22 protein-coding genes are annotated in these 22831 nt (G+C 63.3%); 13 read left to right on the top strand and 9 right to left on the bottom strand.

Annotated elements, in window-relative coordinates; translation table 11 throughout:
- Positions 1 to 68 precede the first annotated feature (68 nt).
- Complete coding sequence (locus tag ACX80B_RS06060) at positions 69 to 326, bottom strand: DUF6458 family protein (RefSeq protein ID WP_459294100.1); 258 nt, start codon at positions 324 to 326, stop codon at positions 69 to 71.
- Positions 327 to 469: 143 nt separating this feature from the next.
- Entirely contained in the window at positions 470 to 1087 is a 618-nt protein-coding gene (locus tag ACX80B_RS06065) for a DUF305 domain-containing protein (RefSeq protein ID WP_459294102.1), read from the bottom strand.
- Between the two features lie 69 nt (positions 1088 to 1156).
- Here ACX80B_RS06065 and ACX80B_RS06070 point away from each other — a divergent pair, with 69 nt between their 5' ends.
- A complete protein-coding gene (locus ACX80B_RS06070) occupies positions 1157 to 1618 on the top strand; it encodes an SRPBCC domain-containing protein (RefSeq protein WP_459294104.1) in 462 nt (153 codons plus the stop codon).
- A 16-nt stretch (positions 1619 to 1634) separates the two neighbouring features.
- Here the strand turns inward: ACX80B_RS06070 and ACX80B_RS06075 are convergent, their stop codons facing one another.
- Complete coding sequence (locus ACX80B_RS06075; protein WP_459294106.1) at positions 1635 to 2390, bottom strand: phosphotransferase; 756 nt, start codon at positions 2388 to 2390, stop codon at positions 1635 to 1637.
- Positions 2391 to 2506: 116 nt separating this feature from the next.
- Here ACX80B_RS06075 and ACX80B_RS06080 point away from each other — a divergent pair, with 116 nt between their 5' ends.
- Entirely contained in the window at positions 2507 to 3307 is an 801-nt protein-coding gene (locus tag ACX80B_RS06080; RefSeq protein WP_459294108.1) for a hypothetical protein, read from the top strand.
- An 18-nt stretch (positions 3308 to 3325) separates the two neighbouring features.
- Here the strand turns inward: ACX80B_RS06080 and ACX80B_RS06085 are convergent, their stop codons facing one another.
- Together ACX80B_RS06085 and ACX80B_RS06090 are read right to left on the bottom strand one after the other, a co-directional pair.
- On the bottom strand, positions 3326 to 5086 hold the full coding sequence (locus tag ACX80B_RS06085) for an HNH endonuclease signature motif containing protein (RefSeq protein WP_459294110.1): 1761 nt from the start codon (positions 5084 to 5086) through the stop codon (positions 3326 to 3328).
- Positions 5087 to 5178: 92 nt separating this feature from the next.
- The gene (locus ACX80B_RS06090) at positions 5179 to 6447 is read right to left on the bottom strand and encodes a DUF445 domain-containing protein (RefSeq protein ID WP_459294314.1); all 1269 of its coding nucleotides are present in this window, start codon (positions 6445 to 6447) and stop codon (positions 5179 to 5181) included.
- 231 nt (positions 6448 to 6678) lie between these two features.
- Here ACX80B_RS06090 and ACX80B_RS06095 point away from each other — a divergent pair, with 231 nt between their 5' ends.
- The 5 genes from ACX80B_RS06095 to ACX80B_RS06115 all read left to right on the top strand — a co-directional run bounded on the left by ACX80B_RS06095 (position 6679) and on the right by ACX80B_RS06115 (position 11052).
- Positions 6679 to 7554, top strand: coding sequence for a glycerophosphodiester phosphodiesterase (locus ACX80B_RS06095; RefSeq protein WP_459294112.1), 876 nt, complete (start codon positions 6679 to 6681; stop codon positions 7552 to 7554).
- A 77-nt stretch (positions 7555 to 7631) separates the two neighbouring features.
- Positions 7632 to 9455, top strand: a complete 1824-nt coding sequence (locus ACX80B_RS06100; RefSeq protein ID WP_459294114.1) for a glycoside hydrolase family 15 protein — start codon at positions 7632 to 7634, stop codon at positions 9453 to 9455.
- Between the two features lie 49 nt (positions 9456 to 9504).
- Positions 9505 to 9885: a DoxX family protein gene (locus tag ACX80B_RS06105; RefSeq protein ID WP_459294116.1), complete on the top strand. Its 381-nt coding sequence runs from the start codon at positions 9505 to 9507 to the stop codon at positions 9883 to 9885.
- A gap of 37 nt (positions 9886 to 9922) precedes the next feature.
- Entirely contained in the window at positions 9923 to 10744 is an 822-nt protein-coding gene (locus ACX80B_RS06110; RefSeq protein ID WP_459294118.1) for an AzlC family ABC transporter permease, read from the top strand.
- On the top strand, positions 10741 to 11052 hold the full coding sequence (locus ACX80B_RS06115; protein WP_459294120.1) for an AzlD domain-containing protein: 312 nt from the start codon (positions 10741 to 10743) through the stop codon (positions 11050 to 11052). The genes ACX80B_RS06110 and ACX80B_RS06115 overlap by 4 nt, the downstream gene beginning before the upstream one ends.
- Positions 11053 to 11074: 22 nt before the next feature.
- Here ACX80B_RS06115 and ACX80B_RS06120 read toward each other — a convergent pair whose 3' ends face one another.
- Positions 11075 to 12235 (bottom strand): acetate/propionate family kinase, encoded by a 1161-nt coding sequence (locus ACX80B_RS06120; RefSeq protein ID WP_459294122.1) that lies wholly within the window; start codon positions 12233 to 12235, stop codon positions 11075 to 11077.
- Positions 12235 to 14316, bottom strand: a complete 2082-nt coding sequence (pta, locus tag ACX80B_RS06125) for a phosphate acetyltransferase (protein ID WP_459294124.1) — start codon at positions 14314 to 14316, stop codon at positions 12235 to 12237. The genes ACX80B_RS06120 and pta overlap by 1 nt, the downstream gene beginning before the upstream one ends.
- A 192-nt stretch (positions 14317 to 14508) precedes the next feature.
- Here pta and ACX80B_RS06130 point away from each other — a divergent pair, with 192 nt between their 5' ends.
- The 6 genes from ACX80B_RS06130 (at position 14509) to murJ (ending at position 19972) form a co-directional block, all read left to right on the top strand.
- Positions 14509 to 15765 carry an Nramp family divalent metal transporter gene (locus ACX80B_RS06130; RefSeq protein ID WP_459294126.1) on the top strand — a complete coding sequence of 419 codons (1257 nt, stop codon included), beginning with the start codon at positions 14509 to 14511 and terminating at the stop codon, positions 15763 to 15765.
- Between the two features lie 57 nt (positions 15766 to 15822).
- Complete coding sequence (locus ACX80B_RS06135; protein WP_459294128.1) at positions 15823 to 16170, top strand: thiamine-binding protein; 348 nt, start codon at positions 15823 to 15825, stop codon at positions 16168 to 16170.
- A 35-nt stretch (positions 16171 to 16205) separates the two neighbouring features.
- Positions 16206 to 16919 carry an O-methyltransferase gene (locus tag ACX80B_RS06140; RefSeq protein ID WP_459294130.1) on the top strand — a complete coding sequence of 238 codons (714 nt, stop codon included), beginning with the start codon at positions 16206 to 16208 and terminating at the stop codon, positions 16917 to 16919.
- Positions 16920 to 16931: 12 nt separating this feature from the next.
- Positions 16932 to 17474 carry a GNAT family N-acetyltransferase gene (locus ACX80B_RS06145; protein ID WP_459294132.1) on the top strand — a complete coding sequence of 181 codons (543 nt, stop codon included), beginning with the start codon at positions 16932 to 16934 and terminating at the stop codon, positions 17472 to 17474.
- 74 nt (positions 17475 to 17548) lie between these two features.
- Positions 17549 to 18394, top strand: a complete 846-nt coding sequence (locus ACX80B_RS06150) for a spermidine synthase (protein ID WP_459294316.1) — start codon at positions 17549 to 17551, stop codon at positions 18392 to 18394.
- 39 nt (positions 18395 to 18433) lie between these two features.
- The gene (gene murJ / locus ACX80B_RS06155; protein WP_459294134.1) at positions 18434 to 19972 is read left to right on the top strand and encodes a murein biosynthesis integral membrane protein MurJ; all 1539 of its coding nucleotides are present in this window, start codon (positions 18434 to 18436) and stop codon (positions 19970 to 19972) included.
- A 38-nt stretch (positions 19973 to 20010) separates the two neighbouring features.
- Here murJ and ACX80B_RS06160 read toward each other — a convergent pair whose 3' ends face one another.
- Complete coding sequence (locus ACX80B_RS06160; RefSeq protein WP_459294136.1) at positions 20011 to 21261, bottom strand: ATP-grasp domain-containing protein; 1251 nt, start codon at positions 21259 to 21261, stop codon at positions 20011 to 20013.
- A gap of 117 nt (positions 21262 to 21378) precedes the next feature.
- Entirely contained in the window at positions 21379 to 22815 is a 1437-nt protein-coding gene (locus ACX80B_RS06165) for an NCS2 family permease (RefSeq protein ID WP_459294138.1), read from the bottom strand.
- Between the last annotated feature and the right edge of the window lie 16 nt (positions 22816 to 22831).

Genomic DNA, 22831 nt, shown 5'->3' on the forward strand with positions numbered 1-22831 from the left:
CTGGCGGAGATGGGCGAAGACAAACGAAAGGGGCCGGCAGCAATGCCGGCCCCTTTCCATACATGGTGCTAAAACCCCGAGTCGCGGCTTTCGTTCCGGGTGATGCGCTCGCCGGTACGCGGGTCCACAGTGGATCGGGTGTGGGTCACGCGCCTGTCCGCGCCGGTTGCCGCCAAGATGATCGAGATGATCAGACCCAAAATCCCGAGTGCGAGCAGGATATAGCCGACCATGGTGAGATCGACGAAGTCGATGACAACGCCCTGAACCGCGAAGGCAAGGATGGCGCCGATAGCTATCAGGGCAATGGATGAACCGATTCTCATAACCAACAAACTCCTTAAGCCAGTGGTAACCGCCGCGTGCTGTTCGTCAGCATGCTTAGTTGACGGACGCTACTAGTTTACTCCGGCTGCGGCAAGCGCGCTGGGCCCGGCGTTACGGAACTGCAGCTGGGCTGCCCCGGCAGCTAAAAGGAGGAATGACGGTCCAACATTGTCCGGATCCGGTCGAGCTCCTGGCGCTGTGTTTCGACAATGGTCCGCGCCAGTGCCATTGCTTCCGCGTTGCCGCCCTTGGCCAATTCCTCTTCCGCCACCTTGATCGTCGCCTCATGGTGGGCGATCAGCAGTTCCAAAAACAGGCGTGAGGCGTCGTCTCCGCTTGCTGCGCGGAGTTCTTCGATCTGCTCGGGTCCGGCCATACCCTTCATCTCGACAGTTGCGGGAACCTCGGAACGTTGACTGTCGGACGTGCCATCAAGCTGGCCCCAGGCTCTGAGCATGCCCTCGAGCTGGGCGTGCTCGGGTTCATGGACGGACATAATCTTCAGGGCCAGCGATTGGATCTCCTGGCTCACGCTTTCCTTTTCCTGGACGATCTCGGCGAGCTTGATGGTCTGCTCGTGATGTTCGGCCATCAGCAGGGCGAACCTGACGTCGGCCGCATTGTTGTCCGCATTCGCCTGGACCGGCATCGAAGCGCCATTGGAGCCATTGCTCTGAGTGGGTGATTCCGACGTCGGACCACACGCCGACAGCGCAAGGACGAGGGCGGCAGAGGCAGCGAAGACCCATCTACCAACCATCGATTTCCTCCTCCACTGAACGGTTCCATCGTCTCAGAATTTTTTCGTCTGCCACAGTACGATTACGCCATGCCTCTCATTGCGGTCACCAGTGACGACGACACACTTGTCCTCTCGTGGAGGGTGGCCTGTGAATTGGACAAGACCTGGGCCGCCATTACTGATCCAGGGCTGGCCGCACAGTGGCTCGGGACGGTGATCGACGGCGACCTCGGCACCGCTGACCATGTCGTCATCGACCATGGGGACGGATACCTGTGCCGCTCGACGCTGATACATCGCGATCCGCCTCAAACCGTTGAATTCACCTGGGACTTTCCCGATGAGCCGGCTTCCGTGGTCCGGATCAGCCTCGAAGCCGAGGAAGGCGCGACCAGGCTCCATCTAGTGCACCGAGGTCTGGGTGAATTGGTTCCCTCGTATCGCGTGGGTTGGTGTGTGCACCTGACTTATCTGGAAGCAGCTGCGTTGGGAGAACCACTGCCTCCGGCGATGTTTTGGAACCTCCATGACACGCTGGCAAAGCTGTAGTCCCGCACTGGGAATGTCACGGTGCGGTAAGTGCGGCGGCCCACGCGCTTTGATGATGCTGAACGTACTCGGCAGCTTCACGCCAATGGGTACCGTGCCCTTCGACATACATTCGGCCCCACGGTTGGACATCGTTCTCGTTGGCTGACTGCAGCATGTGATGCATGGCGGCCGTGCGCTCACTCATTGCTGCAGGCAGGGCAGCGCGCAATTCGTCCCCAGCGCCGTATCCGTCGATGAAAGCCCTCAAGCGTGCTGCCGCAGCATCAACCGGCTCACCTTGGACGAGGAGCGCGAAAGACTGTGCCGAGTAGGCCAGATCCCACAGCCGCGTGCTTGGTCCAGCAGCGTCCCAATCTATGAAGACCCACCGTTCACCAACGATGAGGTTCCACGGCGCAAGATCGTTGTGACACATAAGGTCGGCGTCAGCAGCGGGTATCAGGACATCCCATTCGTCCATGTCCGGAACCGGAAATCCTGTGCTGATGTCGTGGATACGACGTACCATGGCACCTACCCGCCGCAAGTCCTGCGGGTTGAGCGGCAGCATCTCTATCGCGAGCGTTCCGGGCACAAATTCCATCACCTGCCGGCCGTGCTCATCCTGTCCCAAGGGCTGAGGCGCATCCACGCCTTGCTCCCGCATCACCCGGAGGAACTGGTGCACTGCAGGCGTTGTGGAGTGCCACGGCTTGCGCACAGTGTCGCCAATCCTTACGACCTCGTCCGTCGCGTTGCCACCCGTCAGGGCCTGTTCAGGTTCAACCACATTCCGAGCATAGCTATTGCCAGCGACCGGCCGGCAACCGAAACCGGATCCTGCAAGGGTTCTCTCAGCAGCGTGACCTAGGGTTAAGGGAAGTAACGACGACGGCAGGAGGGTTGATGCCAAAACGTGAACGGATCCAGCCGGCCATGAAGATTGCCAGTGAAGCCGCCTTCGACGAGAAGGGCAACCCGAAGCCGGGCCTCTACCGGATGATGTACAACGCCGTTGAGGTGCAGCGGCCACTGGTGGTCGCCAACCTGCGCCGCCTCCGGCGCCGCTATCCGTACGCCTCCGCCGAGCAGATCAGCAAGAAACTCGAACGCGACTATCTCGCCGCGGTCGCAAGCGGCGGCGCGGCAGTTGGGGCCACCGCCGTCGTTCCGGGTATTGGAACTGTTGCCTCGCTGTCATTGTCCGCCGCTGCCACTGTCGGGTTCCTCGAAGCCAGTGCCCTCTACGCCCAGTCCATCGCGGAACTTCACGGAGTCCAGCTCGAAGATCCGGAACGGGCCCGCACGATGGTCATGGCGATCATGCTCGGCGAGGAAGGAAGCACGCTGGTCACCGCTTTCGCCGGACAGGCATCCGGCCGCGGCGGCAACGTCATGTCCCAATGGGGGCCGATGATCGGGGAGCGGCTCCCGAAGGGCATGGTCAGGACGATTGGGACCCGGATCCGGAAGAAGTTCATGCGCAAGCTGCTGGCCAAGCAGGGTACGGCCCTTCTCGGCCGCGCCATTCCCTTTGGCGTCGGTGCGGTAGTCGGCGGTGCAGGCAACCTAATGATGGGCCGATCGGTTATTGCCTCCGCCCGGGAAGCCTTCGGTCAGCTGCCTGAGACAATCCCCGGAGAGTTGCTGGAGGAGATCGATGCGTCTGGGCCGGAATCGGAACGGGGCGCCCGGAAACCGGAATGAACCGCAGGCGGTCGGTCCTTAGAAGGGCGGTGGTGCGTTCCCGGGTTCTGTGAGTGCGGCTGGTTCGGGTGGTTTGCTGGTGTAGTCGGGTCTGGTTTTGTAGGTGTGGCCTGTGGGCGCGGTCCAGCGGAGGATGCCGGCATCGAGTTGTTCAAGTTTCCATCCGCCTTCATGTTTTGCCTTGTGGTGGGCTTTGCATAGGTGGGCGCAGTTATCGTGGTCGGTGAGTCCGCCGTCTTCGCGGGCTTTGGTGTGATCGATATCGCAGCCGACTGGTCTTCGGTTGCAGCCGGGGAATCTGCAGTGTCCGTCGCGGGCACGGAGCAGCCGTTTCAAGTCTGCGGGTGGTTTCTTGTGTTTGCGTCCGTAGGCGAGGACTGATCCGGTAAAGGGATCGGTGAGGATCCGGTACCAGCTTTTGGATTCTCCGGCGAGGCGGCGTGCGACGTCGGCGGGGACGGGACCATAGCCTTCCAGGTCGCCTGGCTGGTTCGAGTGGCCCATCAGCGTCAGTGCCGGGATGGTGATGAGGACTTCGGCGCGTGGGACCGTGCCGTTGGCGGATTGTTTCCCGAGGAGAAGGTCGGTGAAGACGTCGGCCTTGAGTTGTGTGTGGTTGCGGAACTCGTCCGGTCCTTGCAGGGAGCGGGCCATGCGTTCGAGGTTGTCTTCGATGGCTGCCGCTTCGACGGCTGGCAGGTAGGCGTAGATCTCGGTCATCGCGTCGGGCTGGGGTGTGAAGGTGACTTTGCGGCTTTTCCGGACGCTCTGGTGGCGGTCTTCGAGGCTGGTGGGATTGATGTCGTTGCTGACCCGCATGGCTTGCTTGTCGAGCTGGGCGGGGCTGAGTCCTTCGCAGAGATCAAGAAGTTCGTGTTCATACCGGGCGGTGTCATCGGCGTTGGCCGGTGGGCAGTTCTGCATGATCATTCGAGCGTGGGCGAGGCTGATTTTGCCGTCGCTCAAGGCCGTGTGGGAGGCGGGCAGATGTTTGTAGATAAACCAGGATTGGCCCAGCTGGTGCCTGCCACTGCCGGGGGAGATGCTCAGGGCCGCGGAGATCTCACCGCCGGCGTAGCGGCTGAAAGCCTCAAAGTTGCCGGACTCGTCTCCCATGTTGGGCCGGTGTTCGGTGAACCGGTGCATGGCACCGATGCGGCGGGACTCGGCCCAGGCTGCTAGTCGGGTGGCGGCTTTGAGGTACTCGATCGTTTCGACATCGTCGAGGGAAGCGAGTTCCACGTCAGCGATCATGGGGGCCAGCTCGGCTCCGGTCGCGGCGGCCCATTGTGTGGCCCGGTCGCTGAGTGCCTCCGCATCCGGCGCCCGACCGGGACCATCGGAGTCAACTCCTGCGCCACCGCTGGTATCAGTGCCGCTGCCGTCCAGTTCGGTGCGTTTCCGGTTGAGGTACTTTCGTGGCGGCAGTGCGGCTTTCATTCGGGCTTTACGCTTTAGCCGCGCCTTCTTTGGCGTGTTCTCGGCGCGGAACCATGGCAGCATCCATGCTGTATCTCCCAGGGCGGAGATGGCGTCTTCGTGGCCGATACGCTTCGCGTATTCGCGGTAGATGCGTTCGGCAACGGAGGATTCTGCAGCTGAGGCCGCCTCTTCGAGCGGGTCCCTGTGTGACGGTTCCTGAAGCTGGAAAAGCTGCCGTCCGGTGCACTTCCAGGTGCATTCACCGCGAGGGTGGAGGTAGTGCGGACCGAGCAGGTACCGGTCAGGAGCGGGATACAGTTCTCCCACAACTTTGCCCTGCTCGCCGGTGACGTCCATGCATCCAGTCTATCCGAATATAGATTCGATCAAAAGGGCTGGCTAGGGAGATTGTGGATAATTTTGTTCGACTTCCTTGGGTTGCTCGTGTCTCAGCCGAAGACCAGATGTGCCAGGGTGAAGATCACGAGCCCGGCGAGGGCACCGACCACGGTGCCGTTGATCCGGATGAACTGCAGATCCTTGCCCACCTGAAGCTCGATCTTCCGGGACGTTTCATCCGCGTCCCAGCGCTCGACGGTTTCACTGATCACAGCTGCGATTTCGTGCCGGTACGTCCGCACCAGGTAGCCCGCTCCGTCGCTGACCCAGCCGTTCACTTTGGCGGCAAGGGCGACGTCGGTGGCCAGCCGCTGCCCGAAGTCCCGAACGGCTCCGGTGAACTTTATCCACAGCTCGCTGCTGGGATCGTCGATCGCCTCGAGCAATGCGGACTTGATGGTGAGCCAGGTCCGGGCTGCCAGATCCCGTACGCGGGGATCGTCCAGTATCTGCCCCTTGATGCTTTCGGCCTGGGCGATCACCTTCGGATCGTGCTGCAGGTCTTCGGCCAGTTCCTTCAGATACTTGTCCATCGCCTGCCGGACTTCATGTTCAGGATCGGCCTGCACGGCCAGGACGAAGCGGTGCATCTCGTTGTACACCTTGTAGCCGACGGCACCGTCGACGAAACCTGGTACCCATGAGGGGGAGCGGTCGGACACAATGTGCGTGACCGTGTCGTAGTTGTCGGCGACCCAGTCCGCGGCCCGGTCGATGAGCAGGTCGATCAGCCGGTGATGATGGCCGTCCTCGAAAATGCGGGCCGCCATCCGTCCGACCGGAGGTCCCCAGGGAGGGTCGAGCAGGTGCTTCCGCGCCATCGATTCGATGACATCCTGAACCGCCTCGTCGTCGAGAATCCGCAACGCCCCGCGGATGGCAGCGGCACCCTCAGTGGCGACCCGGTCGGCATTGGCGGGTTTAGCAAGCCACCGTCCCGTCCCTTGTGCTACGCCGACGGTCGCCAGTTTGGCGCGGACCACGTCCTCGGACAGGAAATTGCTCTCGACAAATTCGCCCAGGCTCGCACCGATCGCGTCTTTCCGCCGGGGAATGATGGCGGTGTGGGGAATTTTCAGTCCCATCGGATGCTTGAACAGCGCCGTTACGGCGAACCAGTCGGCAATCGCACCGACCATGCCTCCTTCGCTTGCCGCGCGGACGTACTGCATCCAGGGGTAATCATCCTGAAGCGCGAAGGAGACCACGAAGATCAGGGCCATCAGGCCGAGCAATAGGGTTGCCAACAGTTTCATCCGGCGCAGTGCGGCAGCGCGTTCGACGTCGGTGGGCAGGCTGATGGACGACGGCGGCACCATGGTCCTGGTGCCGGTTGCCGGCCCGCCGTCGTCGTTCCCGTCGTCGAATGCTGCGTTCATGGGCCCTCCAAGCGAATAGTCCCGTAGCCGTAAGTTAACCAGTTCCTGCCAATCGGTGCCGACACCGCCGTCGATCCTGTGGACAGGCCCTACCTCTGTGGAGTGTCAATCGCGTAGCGTGAACGCAAGGTGATCGAGACGCGGCGTGGTAAACGCCGCAGAGGAGGAACAGTGCGGCCAGTCGTATATGCCCACCGCGGGGCCAGCGGCCAGTTCGCCGAGCACACCCGCGCCGCCTACCTGCAGGCGCTAGCGGAAGGTACGGATGGGGTGGAGTGCGACATCCATCTGAGCCGCGACCGGGAGCTCGTGCTGATCCATGACCACAAGCTCGACAGGACTTCCGACGGCACCGGCCAGGTTGCCGATTACACCCTCGAGGAGCTGCGCCGGGTGGATTTCCACTCCTGGAAGGGTGCTGAAATTCCGCCCGGGTTCGGCACGCCGGATGACCAGTTCCTGACCCTGCTGCAACTGCTCGAGATCCTCGGGGACTATGGAAAACGGATCAAGCTGGCCGTCGAGTGCAAGCATCCGGATCCTTTTGGCGCCGAACTCGAGGCGAATCTGTTTGAACTGCTCGAGGCAGAGGGCTGGGACGGGCAAAGCTGCATGCTGGGCAATATTTCCTTCAGCTTCATGAGTTTCGATCCGGATTCCGTCGAGCGGTTGCTGGAGCGCGTGTCCCCGCGTTTCGTCTGCCAGCTGCTGGAGGATGTGAAGGAGTCGGTGATCGCCAAGGCACTCGGGATGGTGGATCCCACGGGGCCAACCAAGCTGCTCGCTGCCCAGCAGAAGCTCGTGGAGGGCCAGCTGAACCTGGATGCCAAGCGCGTGGGAATGGCAGGTCCCGGTATTGAATACATCCGCCAGCACCTGGAACAGGTAACAGCCTGGACCGAATCCGGCTTGACGTTCCGGGTCTGGACGGTCAACAGCGATGATGACGTGGACCTGTGCATCAAGCTCGGCGTCCAGGAAGTAACAACGGACTGGCCCGCGCGCACGGCGGACCGGTTCGCGGAGCTCGTCCCGCCGTCGGCGTAGCGCGGAGGACGGCGCTTTATCCACTCTTGATCAGAGGTCTCTGTTGGCAGCAGCTGCATTGTGATTACGATGGACAGATGGCATCACCAATTGAGGATTATGCGTTGCTGACGGATCAGCATACCGGGCCTTTGGTGTCCCGGACGGGCAGCATCGAGTGGCTTTGTTTCCCGAGATTTGATTCGGAATCGGTTTTCGCTTCGCTGCTTGGTGATGACGACGACGGTCACTGGCGGCTGTCTGCCGAGGGCGGCAAGGTGACTGAATGGAGTTATATCGAGTCGACGTTCGTGCTGCAGAGCCGCTGGGAAACACCGGATGGCGCGGCGCTGGTCACGGACTTTATGCCGGTGGGAGACCGCAGGGCCTCGGTGGTCCGCCGGGTTGAGGGCCTCGAGGGCGAGGTCACCATGGCAACAGAGTTCCGTATCCGGTTTGGCTACGGTGACGTTCTGCCTTGGGTACAGCGGATCCGGAACCAGGACGAAAACCTGGCGAATCACGACGGCGAAGCGATCGTGGCCATGGCAGGTCCGGATGCGCTCGTGATTCATGGAAACTACCTGCCGAAGCCGTCCGGCCACTCCCACAAAGGCAAGTTCACAGTGAAGCCCGGCGAAGTGGTTGATCTGGAACTGATTTGGTTCCCCTCGCACCGCCAGCCTCCGACCATGACGGACGTGGACAAGACGCTCAAGGAGACGACCCGGTTCTGGCAGGATTGGGCCTCTCACTGCACCCAGAAGGGACCGTACGCCGGCGCCGTCGAACGTTCCCTGCTGGTGCTCAAGGCGCTCACGCATGAGGATACCGGCGGCATCGTGGCGGCGCCGACGACGTCGTTGCCGGAGCATTTCGGTGGTGAACGGAACTGGGATTACCGGTTCTGCTGGCTGCGGGATGCGGCGTTGACCCTCGAGGCGATGCTGGTCCACGGTTACGAGGACGAGGCGCAAAAGTGGCGCAACTGGCTGCTGCGCGCCGTCGCCGGTGACCCCGAAGACCTGCAGATTATGTACGCCATTGACGGCGGACGGAACCTGCCGGAGAAGGAACTGGCACACCTGTCCGGTTATGAAGAGTCGACGCCGGTCAGGGTCGGGAACGGGGCGGTCAGCCAGTACCAGGCGGATGTGGTCGGCGAGGTCATGGTCTCGCTGGAGAAGCTGCGCAATGCCGGCGTAAAGGAGGACAACTTCTCCTGGCCGTTGCAGCGGGCGATGCTTGGCTACCTGGAGAAACACTTCGACGACAAGGACCACGGCATCTGGGAGATGCGTGGACCGCAGAAGTACTTTACGCATTCCCGGGTGATGATGTGGGCTGCGCTCGACCGCGGCGTCCGGGCGGTTCGCGAACATGGCCTGAGGGGGCCGGCGGAGAGGTGGCAGAAGCTCGTGGACGCGCTGCGTGACGAGATCATGGAGCGTGGCTTCAACAAGGAACTCAATTCATTCACGCAGGCCTATGGGGAGCCGCAGACGGATGCATCGCTGCTGCAGATACCGCAGGTCGGATTCCTGCCTTTCGATGACCCACACATGCTCGGCACGGTTGCCTATATGGAACAGGAACTGCTGGACGACGCAGGTCTGCTGCTGCGTTACCGCACGCACGACAGTGAAGATGGGCTGGCCCCCGGCGAGCATCCCTTTATGGCGTGCTCGTTCTGGCTGGTGGAGCAGTACGCATGCTCGGGCCGGGGCGATGAGGCGCGGCAATTGATGGACCAGCTGATTGGTTATTCCAACGAACTGGGCCTGCTCAGCGAGGAGTATGCGACCAGTGAAAGCCGGATGGCCGGAAACTTTCCGCAGGCGTTTTCGCACCTGACACTGGTCCGGGCGGCCGACGCGCTCGAAGGCCACCCGCAGGACCCAGTGGAACCGGTGGAAGCATGAACCGGAAACCAGGATCTTGTTGGAGCATGAGGCAGGAACCGGTCCAGGCATGACATCGAAATCCGTGACGGCGTTGGCCGGGCTGTTGACGGCCAGCGCGGTAAACCATTTCACGACTCCGCATTTCTACTATGCGGTCGTGCCGCCGTCGATCACCACCCCGGAGGGAATGAGGTCCCGGAAGAACTGGGTGCATTTCAGCGGCGTGATCGAGTTTGCAGGGGCCGCCGGGCTGCTCTTTCCGCCGACCCGTACAGCCGCTGCCACCTGTACGGCTGTGATGTTCGCTGGCTTCACCGCCGGACACATCAGCGCATTGCGAAGAGCCTTCGGGCCGAAGGGATCGCGGAAAGCACGGACGGTTCACAGCCTCCGGTTGCCGTTGCAGATTCCGCTGGTTGCCTGGGCGTGGAGTGTGCGACGGCGGTAGCTGGCTGGAGGTGCCTGCGCTCCGTTACTCTCAGATGATGAGCTCCACCATGCCCTCCAGTCCGGCGCCGGGAACATCCTGGAGTAAGTCGCCTGCGGTGCGGGTGGGTCTTTCGATCAGCATCGCCACCGGCCTCTATGCCATCTCCTTCGGCGCGCTGTCCGTCACGGCCGGCCTGACCTTCTGGCAGACCATGATCCTGAGCCTGTTTATGTTCAGCGGCGGTTCGCAGTTTGCCTTCATCGGCGTGATCGGAGGCGGCGGTACCGGAGTCGCCGCAATGAGCGCGGCGACTCTGCTCGGTATCCGCAACGGTGTCTACGGCATGCAGATGAATGCGCTTGTGCGGCCCCGGGGATGGCGCAAGGTCGTGGCAGCGCAGGTCACGATCGATGAATCGGCCGCAACGGCGAGCGGACAACTGGAAAGCTCCGAGCAGCGGCGTGGGTTCTGGACGGCGGGGCTGGGTGTTTTTACGCTGTGGAACCTCTTCACCGCCGTCGGCGCACTGGCGGGTGACGCCTTGGGCGATCCGCAGCAGTGGGGACTCGATGGTGCTGCGGTCGCCGCCTTCCTCGGTCTGTTGTGGCCCAGGCTGCAGGCGAAGCAACCGGCCAGCATCGCCGTCGTCTGTGCGTTGGTGACGGTTCTGACCATTCCCTTCCTGCCGTCCGGCGTGCCGATCCTGGTGGCGGCGGCCGTGGCCGGGGCAATTGGCTGGTTCAAGCACGACGCCGTTCCGGCCGGTATGGCACCGGATATCGAGCCGTATGAAGAACCGTACAGCGAGCACGATCTCGACCACTACGCCAAGGACCATACGGCCGGCGAAAAGCACGACGGCGGGAGCGGGCGATGAGTCTGTGGGCGTGGTTGCTGCTGGCCTGCGCGCTGGGATTTGCGATCAAGTTTTCCGGGTATCTGCTGCCGCAGCGGATGATGGACAACCCCCGGATGTCCCGCGTCGCTGCGACCCTGACGATCGGGTTGCTCGCGTCATTGACGATGGTGAACGCGTTCTCGGGCGGACAGGCGTTGACGCTGGACGCACGGGTCGTGGCACTCGGCGCTGCGGCCGTGGCGCTTTGGCTGCGGGCACCGTTCTTGGTGGTCGTCATTGTGGGGGCGGTTGCGGCGGCACTGACAAGGCTCACCGGCTGGGGATAACGGCAGCTGTTGGCCCGCCGCTCTACGAGTCCTTGCCGCCAGCCCGGTGGTTGACGACGGCGGCTGTAGCCCCGGCGATGGCACGCTCTTCATCGGTGGGAACCACGAGCACTTGAATGGCAGAGTCTTCGGTCGAAATGATCCGGGCTCCGCCGGCCGGTCCAAGGTTCGCGCCGTCGTCGAGCTTCACACCCAGCGGCGCCAGCCGTGCCACCACCGCCTGCCGGAATTGCGGTGAGTTTTCGCCGATGCCGGCGGTAAACACGATCGCCCGGGCACCACCGACCGCGACGTGATACCCGCCGATGTACTTCGCGAGCCGGTAGGAGGAAATGTCCAGCGTCAGGCCGGCGCGTTCGTCGTCGCCGGCTTCGACAATGGCCCGCATGTCGTTCTGTCCGAACAGCGCCTTGAGCCCTGACTGTTTGTTCAGGATCTCGTCCAGCTCATCGGCGCTGAACCCTTCACGTTCCAGGAACAGCAGGATGGATGGGTCAAGGTCACCCGATCGCGTGCCCATCACCAGCCCCTCGAGCGGGGTGAATCCCATGGAGGTGTCAACGCTGATACCGCCCTGGATGGCGGTCGCCGAGGCGCCGTTTCCAAGATGCGCGACGACGGCGTTGAACTCCCCGAGTGGACATTCCAGCAATTCCGCTGCCTGCTGGGTGACGTATTCACAGGAAGTGCCGTGGAATCCGTACCGGCGGATGCCGTACTTGCGGTAGAAGTCGTCGGGAATGGCATACCGCCAGGCTCGTTCCGGAAGCGTGCGGTGGAACGCCGTATCGAAGACGGCCACCTGCGGCAGGTCCGGCCATTTATCGGCGATGGCCCGGATGCCGAGGACGTTGGGCGGATTGTGCAGCGGCGCCAGCGGGTTGAGCCGCTCAATCGCGCGGGTAATTTCGTTGGTGATCAGCACCGGTTCGCCAAAACGTTCACCGCCGTGCACCACGCGGTGGCCGACGGCGTCGATCTGCCGGTCGCCCAGGGCTTCGGAGAGTCCGGAGTTGATCTGCTCCAGCGCAGCGGTATGGTTTTCAACTTCCCCCTCGCCAATGCGTTCGACGATTCCCTCGGTGAGAATGGCTTCTTGATTGTCGTCCGCGCCGGGGGGCGGGACTTCCCGGACCTGGTACTTGATCGAGGAGGAGCCGGAGTTGAGAACCAGAACGAGCATTAAGACTCCCGGGAAGGTTGCGCCTGGATGGCAGTGATGGCCACGGTGTTCACTATGTCCTCCACGGTGCAGCCGCGGGAAAGGTCATTGACAGGTTTGCGGAGCCCCTGCAGTACGGGCCCGACGGCGGCCGCTCCGGCGGACTGTTGCACGGCCTTGTAGGTGTTGTTGCCAGTATTCAAATCGGGGAATATAAACACCGTGGCCTGGCCCGCCACGGAGGATTCGGGCAGTTTCGATTCGGCGACGGCGGCGTTAACCGCGGCGTCGTACTGAATGGGCCCCTCCACAGGCAGGTCGGGACGGCGCTCGCGGACCATGCCGGTCGCCCGCCGGACCTCCTCTACGGAACCGCCGGATCCGGATTCCCCGGTGGAGTAGGAGAGCATCGCAATGCGGGGTTGGATGCCGAAATCTTCAGCCGTTTCTGCCGAGGCGATGGCGATGTCGGCCAGCTGCTCGGCGTCCGGTTCCGGGTTGACAGCACAGTCGCCGTAGACCAGAACCCGGTCCCGCAGCAGCATCAGGAACACGGACGAAACGATCTTGACGCCGTCGCGGGTCTTGACGAACTCGAGTGCCGGCCGGATGGTGTTGGCGGTGGTGTGCGCGGCGCCGGAGACCATGCCGTCGACCTTGCCCAGCTGGACCATCATGGTAGCGAAGTATGCCCCTTCGAGCATTCTTTCCCGTGCGGCGGCAAGATCCACGCCCTTATGCTCCCGGATCCGGGCGTATTCGGCGGCAAATTCCTCCCGAAGGTCGCTCGCTTCCGGATCGATCAGGTCTACACCGTCCAGACTGACGCCTTCACTGGCGGCCAGCTCGCGCACCTGCTTTTCCGGGCCGAGGATGGTTAGGCCGCAGACATCCCGGCGGCGCAGGATTTCCGCCGCCTGAAGCACCCGGGCATCGGTCCCCTCCGGCAGGACGATCTGCATCCGTTCGGAGCGGGCGCGCTCGATCAATTCGTGCAGGAACCGCAGCGGCGTGGTTTTCTCCGGCCGCGGGATAGTGAGCCGTTCGATCAGTTCGGCCCCATCCACACGGTTGGACCAGGCCCCCAAGGCTGCGGCGATCTTGCGCGGCTGGCCGGTGGTGATTTCCCCGCGCACACCGCTGACCCGCCGCGCCGTCGAATAGGTGTCTTCGGGGTGTTTCAGGATCGGGAAGGGCGCCTGGTCCAGCAGGATCGCGATGTGCTCCTCGGGCTCGAGCCCACCGGTCAGGATCATGCCCGCCGGAACCGGGAAGTCGGAGGATAAGGCCGAGGCCAGGGTTGCGACCAGGACATCGGCGCGGTCGCCCGGGACAATGACCAGCGTGCCGTCCGTGAGCTCGTGCAGGAAATTGCCTACGCTCATGGCGGCGACCTTGGTGGAAACAATGTCACGTTCCAGATTAAGGCTGCCGGCCACCCGTTCCAGCGCCAGATCGGAAGCAACTTCCGCGACGGTCGGCCGGGACACCTCAGGTATTTCGGGAATGATGTACACCGGCCGTTTGGAAGCCCCCGGCCGGACGGCCTTGCCGATTTCCTCCAGTGCTTCCGGATCGGCCCGGTTCACCATCATCGCCAACAGGGAACAGTTGGCCGCGGACAATTCGCGGCGGGCGACGTCGACGGCGTCGGCGGCCTCTTCCACCGACATGTCACCGGCATTGACGACGGCGAGAACCGGGCAGCCGAGGTTGTTGGCGAGGCGGGCATTGAGATCGAATTCAACGGCGGCGTCGTGGCCGGTAAGATCCGTTCCTTCGACAATGATGACGTCGCATTCGGCGGACATTCCGGAGAAAATTGCCACACACCGGGAGTCGATCTCGTCGCGGTCTCCGCTGGCCAGCAGGTTCCGGGCCTCGTGGGCGCTGAGCCCGGCGCGGCAGCGTTCCGCGGGGAGGTCGAACTGCTTTTGGATCATCTCAACCATCGGATCGGCTGAGACGTCGTCGCCGTCGGAAATTGGGCGGAAGAAGCCGAATCTGCCGGCGTGCCGGTGAAGTGTGTCGGCCAGGCCAAGGCTGATCAGCGACTTCCCCGAACTCGGCGTCATCGCGCTGATATAGATCCCTTTGGCCATCCGCGCCATCCTTTGCTTCGGCCCCGTTTCCGCATGCCGTCCGTCCATCCTGTCAAACGTGCCAGTTTGAAACCACCATTGCCCGTAACAGCCTTGTGGGGCGGTGCTGGCGCGCGTAGAGTTCAAGCGATTCATTGGGGAATACCGCAAAACCTGGGAGTAGTCGTGGCCGAGTCAGTCAACACACAAGGTGTGTCGGAAGAAACCCCGAAGTGGCGCATTGTTGGTCCCGGCCTCGTCGCGGCGGCAACCGGCGTCGGCGCTGGCGACCTTGTCGCGACCTTGCTGGCTGGCAGCCTCTACGGCTATGTACTGCTGTGGGCTGCGGTGCTGGGCTGCATCTTCAAGATCGTCCTCGTGGAGGGCACCGGCCGCTGGTATCTAGCCACGGGCAAGACGATTTTCCAGGGCTGGCGCTCGCTGGGAATCTGGACCAGCTGGTACTTCGGCATCTACGTCATCCTCTGGGGCTTCGTCTACGGTGCCACCGCCATGACGTCGAGCGCACTTCCCCTGGCGACGCTCTTTCCCGGCATTCCCCTCAATGTCTTTGCCGTCATCTCCGGTGTCGTGGGGCTGGCGATGGTTTGGTTTGGAAAGTACGGCGGGTTCGAGAAAATCATGACCGTGATGGTGGGCATCCTCTTTGTCTCCGTCGTCGGCTCCGCTGTCCTTGCTGTCCCGAATCTGGGCGGCATTATCTCCGGCCTCGTTCCCCGGCTGCCTCAAGGTTCGCTCTTCTACGTGCTGGGAATTGCCGGCGGCGTGGGCGGAACCATCACCCTGGCGGCATATGGCTATTGGTTGAAGGAGAAGGGCTGGCACACGCCGCAATGGATGAAGGTCATGCGGATCGACAATTCCGTTGCCTATATCGTCACAGGCATCCTGGCTATCTCCATGCTGATTGTCGGTGCGGAACTGCTGTTCTCCGCCAACATTGCTTTGTCCGAGGGCGACGACGGTCTGATCGACCTGGCGGGTGTGCTTGCCGACCGTTACGGAGAGGCATGGTCGATCATCTTCCTGGTCGGTTTCTGGGCGGCTTCATTCTCCTCGCTGTTGGGTGTCTGGAACGGCGTTGCCCTGATGTTTGCCGACTTCATCGTCAATTACCGGAAGCATCCGAAGGACCTGTCGGCCGACAAGGCGCCAGGGTCGGGCAGTAAGCAGGCGCGCGCCTACATGCTTTGGCTGACCTTCCCACCCATGTTGCTGCTGCTGATAGGCGAGCCGTTCGCGCTGATTGTCGCCTACGGCGTGCTCGGTGCGTTGTTCATGCCGTTTTTGGCGATCACCCTGTTGTGGTTGCTGAACAGCAAACGGGTTCCCCAGCAGTGGCGCAACAAGGTGCTGAGCAACGTGCTGCTGAGCGTGGTGGCCCTGGTCTTCATCGTGCTCGGCTTCCAGGAGCTCTATAACCAGGTGGCCCCGTTCTTCGGAGGGTAGTTCTCCGGCGGGCAGCGACGGCTTATATCCAGATGCCGGGCATGGCAGACTAACAGCATGCTTGTTGCCTTTTCAGTAGCCCCTTCCGGCACTCCCGACGGCGATGCACCGGCCAATAGCGCGTCATCCACCCGCGGCAACGCGTCAGTGCACGACGCCGTGGCGGCCGCCGTCAAGGTGGTCCGCGATTCCGGTCTGCCCAACCACACCAGCTCGATGTTCACCGAAATCGAAGGCGACTGGGACGAAGTGATGGAGGTGGTCAGACGCGCCACCGAAGCCGTCGGACGCTATGGCAGCCGGGTGTCGTTGGTGCTGAAGGCGGACATCCGCCCAGGCCACACCGGCGAATTGACCGGCAAGGTCGAGCGTCTCGAACGCGCCATCGACGACGGCGGCCATTGAGGGCTTTTCCGGCCGGAACCTATGAAGGAGTCAGCGTGAAAGACCAGTGGAACGACGTCGACGAGTACCTGAAGCGCACCGTCGTGGGCCCGGACGAGGCGCTGGAGCAGGCGGTACGCGCCACGGCCGACGCCGGGATGCCGGCCATCGAGGTCACCGCGGCCCAAGGGAAGCTGCTGATGTTGCTCGCTCAGATCCAGGGCGCGCGAAAGGTACTGGAAATCGGCACTCTTGGTGGTTTCAGCACCATCTGGATGGCACGCGGCATCCCCGCGGACGGCCGGATCATCAGTTGCGAGTTCGAACCCCGGCACGCGGAAGTCGCACGGGCAAACCTCGAGCGGGCCGGCCTTTCCGACAAGGTGGATATCCGCGTGGGCGCTGCCCTGGACACCCTGCCGGCACTGACGGACGAGGCGCCTTTCGACCTCTTCTTCATCGATGCCGACAAGGCGAACAACCCGAACTATCTCGAGTGGGCGGTCAAACTTTCCCGCCCGGGCAGCGTGATTGTGCTGGATAACGTCGTCCGCGGCGGCAGCATACGGGACGGCGTCGTCGCCGAAGAGACGTCAGGAAGCGGCGGAGCTGCGGGAGGTGCTGGAGCCGGCAGTGTCGAAGACGCGGATATCCGCGGCACCCGCGAAGCCCTCGAATTGCTCGGAAGCCACCCGCGGCTTGATTCCACGGCGATCCAGACGGTTGGGGCGAAGGGCTGGGATGGGTTCGCCATCGCCGTCGTACGTTAATAGCATGGAGGCATGACCGTCCCGCTGCCCGAGTACGAGGTCCGACGGGCCGGACCCGAGGATGCCGCTGCCTACGCGCGGACGCATGTCCAGACCCTGCGCGAAACATATGCGCACATCATGCCGGAAGAATTCCATCAGCGTTATGAATCCACTTTGGACCAGGTGATCGAACGCCACCGCGCCCGTCTGGAGCAGGAAAGCGGTAGCGGCCTGAGCCGCAGTTGGATCGCGGTCGATGCCGCAGGGGCCGTCGTCGGGATAGCCGCGGCCGGTGCCAAGCGCGACGTCGAGTGGCAGCGGGATGCGCCGCCGTCGCCCATTGCTTTGGAATTGCACCACCTTTACACGCTGGCGGCCACCCACGGTTCCGGGCTGGGGCAACGGATGCTGGATACCGCCATCGATGACCGGGCAGCCTACCTCTGGATCCTGAATGACAATGCCAGGGCCGAACGGTTCTACCGGCGCAACGGTTTCGTCCCGGATGGTACCTCACTGCTCTGTGGTCCGAGCTGGTACGGCAAGCCGATGTTCCGGATGGTGCGGCGCTGATGGGCAAGGGCAAAACCAGGAAGGCCAAGTCCGACGGCGGGAATTCCAAGGGCGGCGGGGACTCAAAAACCCGCATGGAGTCCAGGGCCGGCATATCGGGCCAACGGCAGGGCCCGGCGGACGGCGTTTATGAGGTGGACACCGGCAGCGCTGAGCTGATTTCCGACGACGACAACCCGACCGGCTGGTTGCTCAAGCTCAACGGTGTGCAGACATCGCATGTGGACGTTGAGGATCCGCTGCGGCTCGAATTCGAATACATGGCCTGGATGGCCCGGCTGATCGAATCGCATTGGAGCTTCGACGACAAACTGCGGGCGCTGCATCTGGGCGGGGGAGCGTGTTCGATGGCGCGGTACCTGGCGGCGGCCTACGGCAATGCGCGGCAGGTCGTCGTCGAAATCGATGGCAGGCTGGCCGCTCTGGTGCGGGAATGGTTCAACATTCCGAGGGCGCCGCTGGTGCGGATCAGGGTCGGCGAAGCGCGGGAGGTGACGGAATCCTTGACGGACGCCAGCCGCGATCTGATCATCCGCGACGTCTTCTCCCGCCAGTACACTCCGGTCGCCCTGACAACGGCCGAGTTCACAGTGTCCGCGCGGAGGGTGCTGGCGCCGGGCGGCATCTACATGGTCAACTGCGGGGATTCGCCGGACCTGGCCACAGCCAAACGGGAAATGGCCACCATCGGCTCGGTCTTCGAACATCTGGCAGTGATCGCGGATCCGCCGATGCTCAAGGGCCGGCGCTACGGGAATGTCATTATTGCCGGCAGCGATGTGCCGGTCGGAACCAATCCGCGGCTCGCGAGGGACCTGCTCGGCGGCGGTGTCCCTGCGCAGGTATGGGAGGACGCGCGGGTGCGCCAGTTCTGCACCGGGGCGAAGATCCTGACCGACGATGAGGGGCTCGTTCAGTGAGCCTTCACCGCTGCTGCACAACAGCCTTTCCGGTAGTCCGTGGCTAGCCGGGGAGGTGGGCGCGTACCCCGCGCCGCATTACTTGTGACCGGGCTGACGGCCATCTCCACCCTGCTTGGCTTCTTCCGGGATATCGTGATCGCCGCCGTCTTTGGCGCTGGTTTCGAACTGGACGCGTACTTCGTGGCTCAGGGGCTGCTGAACATCGTCCTCGGCCTGGCGGCGATTGCGATGGCTCGTTCGGTTACTCCCGTTGTTGCCCGCGAAGCCGACGGCGAGGACGGTCGCTGCCGCGGACATCCCGGTTTCGACGTGGCGTTGACGGTCACGCTGGTCGTTTTGGGGCTGGGCAGCGTCATCATGGGTATTTTCGTTGGTCCCGTTACGTCGGTCCTCGCACCGGGCTTCAATGAGGCCGAGACGGCGACTGCCGCGCAGTTGACCCGCGTGGTGCTGATCGCAGCCGTCCTCGTCGCCGGAACCGATCTGCTGGCCGCCCTCGCACATGCCCATGGACGCTTCTCCTGGTCCTCGCTGCAGGGCGTGCCCTTCAACATCATCATGATCGGCGCGGCAGGCATCTTCGGTCCCCGCTACGGGATCATGGCCCTCGCCGTGGGTTTCGTCGTCGGCTCCGGCGCCAGGCTTCTGATGCAGTTCCCTCCGGTGCGTGCTCTGGGGGCAAGTGTGCGGCCCCGCTGGAATTTGCGGGATCCGGGCTTCCGGGAGATCGCCCGGCTGGTGCCCGCTTTGCTGTTCGGCAGCGCCATTGGGAACGTCAACATCATGGTGGACAGGGCCGTCGGCTCAACGCTGGAGGACGGTGCGATTACTGCCCTGTCGTATGGCTGGCGCTTGATCAACCTTCCCGAGATGCTGATTATCGCCTCGTTGGTCGTTCCGCTCTACCCGGCTTTGGGCGCGGCAGCCGGGAACATCACGGAAATCAGGCGGCTGGTCGGACGTGCCCTGGCAGTTACGGTAACCGTGCTCACGCCGCTGTGCCTGGTCCTGGCGATCGCGGCCGTTCCGTTGGTCGAACTGGCTTTCGGCCGCGGCGCGTTCACCGAAGAAGATGTCACCGCGACGGCCACTGCGGTTCTCTGGTACACGCCGGCATTGCTCGCATTAGGCTGCAGACGGGTGATCGTCAGTGCGGCCTATGCATTGGGCGATTCACGGGCCCCCGTCATGGTCGCCGTACTGGCGATGGCGATCAATGTTGCTGGAGACATACTCCTGGCCCCAGTGATCGGTTTGGCCGGAATCGCGCTGGCCACCAGCGCGTCGCTGCTGTTTGCGGCGCTCGCGAACGGGTGGTTGCTGCACCGCCTGCACCGCGGATTGAACCTGAGGGGGGCAGCAGTTTTGCTTGCGCGTGCAACCGTACTCGCGGTTGTTGCCGGAGCCGCCGGATATGCCGTGCTCGAAGCTCTGGCCGGTTTTCCAGCGATTGTGACTGCGGCCGCCGTCGCGTCGGTCGTTGGCGGACTCTACCTGCTCGGGCTTGTTGCGCTGCGGGCACCGGAGCGGTTACTGCTGGGGGAGACGATCCGCGCGGTACGGCGCCGGCGTTGAATCAAGTAAGTAAACGACGTCGAACAACGAAGCCCTGGTCAGCGCTGCGCCGGCTGGGGCACTGTCTTCCCGGTGTTCCTGCCCGGTCGGGTGAACCGCCCGGCAGCGAGGCTCCATGCCGGTCCGGGGTCACGCAGGTTCCACACGCTGTGCCGTGCTTTCCTGGCCCAATGCAGCGTGTCGACGACGTCCGCAGCGAGACCATTGCGGCGCTCCACAGCTGCACGCCGCAGGTCGCCGGCCGTCCATGCGTAGCGGATCCCCGGGCGGGCATCTCCAAGCTCCGGCATTGAGCCGTCAAGGACAAGCTGGCCCCAGGCGTCAATGAGTCCCGGCCGTGCGGAGTTCGACAAGGCAAGGGATCCGAAGAACCGGCCGTTCAGGTCGATCAGATGTGGTACGCCGTCGGCGCCCGTCAGGAATTGAAGCTCAACCAGTCCACTCCAATTGAGCCGGTGGAGCAGCGTCTCGGCCTTGGTGGCCAAGTCCTCATCGACCGGAATTGTCTCGGCACGGGCGGAGGCGCCGTTGGGGGTAGGCCATAGCCGGGATGTGTTTTGCTGGACGCGTCCGTTGAGCCGGCCATCGTGGAAAATGCCGATCAGGGCACCAAGACTGCCCCTGACCGGCGTTTGCAGCACAGCCTCCGCTCCCGCATCCTGGAGGTGCTCGACTTGCTTCCGCGCTGCTTCAATGTTTGGAAACAGCTTCGCTTCGATACGGTGTGGACGGGTCTGGCCCTGGGACCAATGCGCACGGCATTTGACTATTACAGGCCCGGTCCAGCCGGCAAGCGCCTGCTCTGTCGCCATTTCGGTGTGCGGCGCAGCCAACCCGGCACCAAACGCAACTTCGGCGAGGTTCACCTTGTCCAGGGCGGCTTCCACCACGCCAGACCGGGGATGGGCCACCCGGGCGGGAATGTCATTCCGGTAGGTGGACAGCGCCGCCATCCAATCATCCCCGCCACCGAAGACGACGTCGTACGCGCCCGCCGTCACGGCGCTGCGGACGCCGTTCACGAAGGCGGTTCCATCACCCCGCGGCCGGGGTACCAGATGTCTGGCAGCACAAGCGCGTGAGGATCCGAGCATCCCCGGAGCATCGGGCATGCCGACACCGACAGTCCATCCTGCTTGGTTGAGGGCTCTCGCCGCTGCCAGTGCACCGCGGTCACGGGCCGTACTGACGATGAGTGCGCGGCGGCTTCCTGCCTGCCGACGCCGGGATGCGGAGGGCTCGTCGCTGTCCAGCGGAGGGTCGGCCCCTTCACCGGTGGCTTGATGCACTCCATTTCCCCCAAAGTCGTCACGGCTGACGCTGCCGGCAACATCAGTCCGCCCGGCTGTTATTGCTACCAACCCTAACGCGCCCGGCCTTTGGTCCTGCGGTGGACTGGAGGTGAGTTACCGCACGCCGAGGGCTTGTTCGATCGGGCCAAGACCGAAGAAGATGACGAAGGCCGCGGCCACGCCCCACATCAGCGGGTGGATTTCGCGGGCCCGGCCCTGGAAGCTGCGCACCAGCACGAAAGCGATGAAGCCGGCACCGAGACCATTGGCAATCGAGTACGTAAATGGCATCAGGGTGAAGGTCAGGAAGGCCGGAATGGCGACGCCCCAGTCGGACCAGTCGATCCGGCCTACCTGTGACACCATCATGAAGCCGACGACGACGAGGGCCGGGGCCACCGCTTCGAACGGGACGATTGCCACCAGGGGCGTAAAGAGCACGGCGAGCAGGAACAACAGACCGGTGAAGACGTTGGCCAGGCCGGTGCGGGCGCCCTCACCGATACCGGCCCCGGATTCGACATAGATTTGGTTCGAGGACACTGACCCGGCGCCGCCTGCGATGGCACCGATGGCGTCGACGATCAGCACACGGTCCACGTTTGGGATGTTGCCTTCCTCGTCAGTGAGCCCCGCCTCATTTGCCAGGCCAACCATGGTTCCCATGGCGTCGAAGAAGATGCTGAGCAGGATGGTAAAGGTCAGCAGGGAGGCGGCTGTGACTCCCAGATTGGTAAAGGCGCCAAAGAGACTGATCTCGCCGATCAGGCTCAGGTCCGGCAGTTGAACCCACGTCTCCGGCACCTGCGGCACCACCAGCGACCATCCAGTTGGATCCTGCGGCCGCACACCTGACGGGAAGATTGCCTCAATGATGATGGCCAGAATCGTCGCGGCGATGATGCTGATCAGGATGGCGCCCTTGACCTTTTTCACCACCAGGGCGATGGTCAGGATCAGCCCGAAGACAAAAACCAACGTCGGCCAGCCGAGCAGTACACCGCCAAAGCCGAGGCCAACGGGCACGGTGGTTCCAGCTTCATCCGGGATGCGGCGGACAAAGCCGGCATTGACCAGCCCAATCAAAGCGATGAACAGGCCGATGCCGACCACGATGGCGGTCTTGAGGCTCGGTGGAACGGCGTTGAAGACAGCCGTCCTGAATCCGGTGAGGACCAGGATCAGCATCGTGACACCGGACAGCACCACCAACCCCATGACATCCGGCCAGGTCAGGCCCGGGTTGGAAGCAACGGTCACCGCCACGTAGGCATTGACGCCGAGTCCGGTCGCCAGCGCGAACGGGTATTTAGCCCAGACGCCCATCAGGATAGTGAGTACACCGGCAACGAGGGCGGTCACGGCGGCGACGCGCGCAGGGCCCAGTTCGCCTCCGGTGGAGTCGGCTCCGCTGAGGATGAGCGGGTTGAGCACCACGATGTAACTCATTGCAAAAAAGGTTGCCAGTCCACCGCGGAATTCGCGCGAAACCGAACTGCCCCGCGTGGAGATGTGAAAAAAGCGGTCGAGAGCAGAGCCCGGCTTGAGCATAGTGATTTCCTCGTGC

This window comes from Arthrobacter monumenti (assembly GCF_054511255.1).

Excerpts from the sequence above, each read along its gene's own strand:
- ACX80B_RS06060 (WP_459294100.1), bottom strand. The coding sequence starts at position 326 with ATGAGAATCGGTTCATCCATTGCCCTGATAGCTATCGGCGCCATCCTT.
- ACX80B_RS06065 (WP_459294102.1), bottom strand. The coding sequence starts at position 1,087 with ATGGTTGGTAGATGGGTCTTCGCTGCCTCTGCCGCCCTCGTCCTTGCG.
- ACX80B_RS06070 (WP_459294104.1), top strand. The coding sequence starts at position 1,157 with ATGCCTCTCATTGCGGTCACCAGTGACGACGACACACTTGTCCTCTCG.
- ACX80B_RS06080 (WP_459294108.1), top strand. The coding sequence starts at position 2,507 with ATGCCAAAACGTGAACGGATCCAGCCGGCCATGAAGATTGCCAGTGAA.
- ACX80B_RS06085 (WP_459294110.1), bottom strand. The coding sequence starts at position 5,086 with ATGGACGTCACCGGCGAGCAGGGCAAAGTTGTGGGAGAACTGTATCCC.
- ACX80B_RS06090 (WP_459294314.1), bottom strand. The coding sequence starts at position 6,447 with ATGGTGCCGCCGTCGTCCATCAGCCTGCCCACCGACGTCGAACGCGCT.
- ACX80B_RS06100 (WP_459294114.1), top strand. The coding sequence starts at position 7,632 with ATGGCATCACCAATTGAGGATTATGCGTTGCTGACGGATCAGCATACC.
- ACX80B_RS06105 (WP_459294116.1), top strand. The coding sequence starts at position 9,505 with ATGACATCGAAATCCGTGACGGCGTTGGCCGGGCTGTTGACGGCCAGC.
- ACX80B_RS06110 (WP_459294118.1), top strand. The coding sequence starts at position 9,923 with ATGAGCTCCACCATGCCCTCCAGTCCGGCGCCGGGAACATCCTGGAGT.
- ACX80B_RS06115 (WP_459294120.1), top strand. The coding sequence starts at position 10,741 with ATGAGTCTGTGGGCGTGGTTGCTGCTGGCCTGCGCGCTGGGATTTGCG.
- ACX80B_RS06120 (WP_459294122.1), bottom strand. The coding sequence starts at position 12,235 with ATGCTCGTTCTGGTTCTCAACTCCGGCTCCTCCTCGATCAAGTACCAG.
- pta (WP_459294124.1), bottom strand. The coding sequence starts at position 14,316 with ATGGCCAAAGGGATCTATATCAGCGCGATGACGCCGAGTTCGGGGAAG.
- ACX80B_RS06135 (WP_459294128.1), top strand. The coding sequence starts at position 15,823 with ATGCTTGTTGCCTTTTCAGTAGCCCCTTCCGGCACTCCCGACGGCGAT.
- ACX80B_RS06145 (WP_459294132.1), top strand. The coding sequence starts at position 16,932 with ATGACCGTCCCGCTGCCCGAGTACGAGGTCCGACGGGCCGGACCCGAG.
- ACX80B_RS06150 (WP_459294316.1), top strand. The coding sequence starts at position 17,549 with ATGGAGTCCAGGGCCGGCATATCGGGCCAACGGCAGGGCCCGGCGGAC.
- ACX80B_RS06165 (WP_459294138.1), bottom strand. The coding sequence starts at position 22,815 with ATGCTCAAGCCGGGCTCTGCTCTCGACCGCTTTTTTCACATCTCCACG.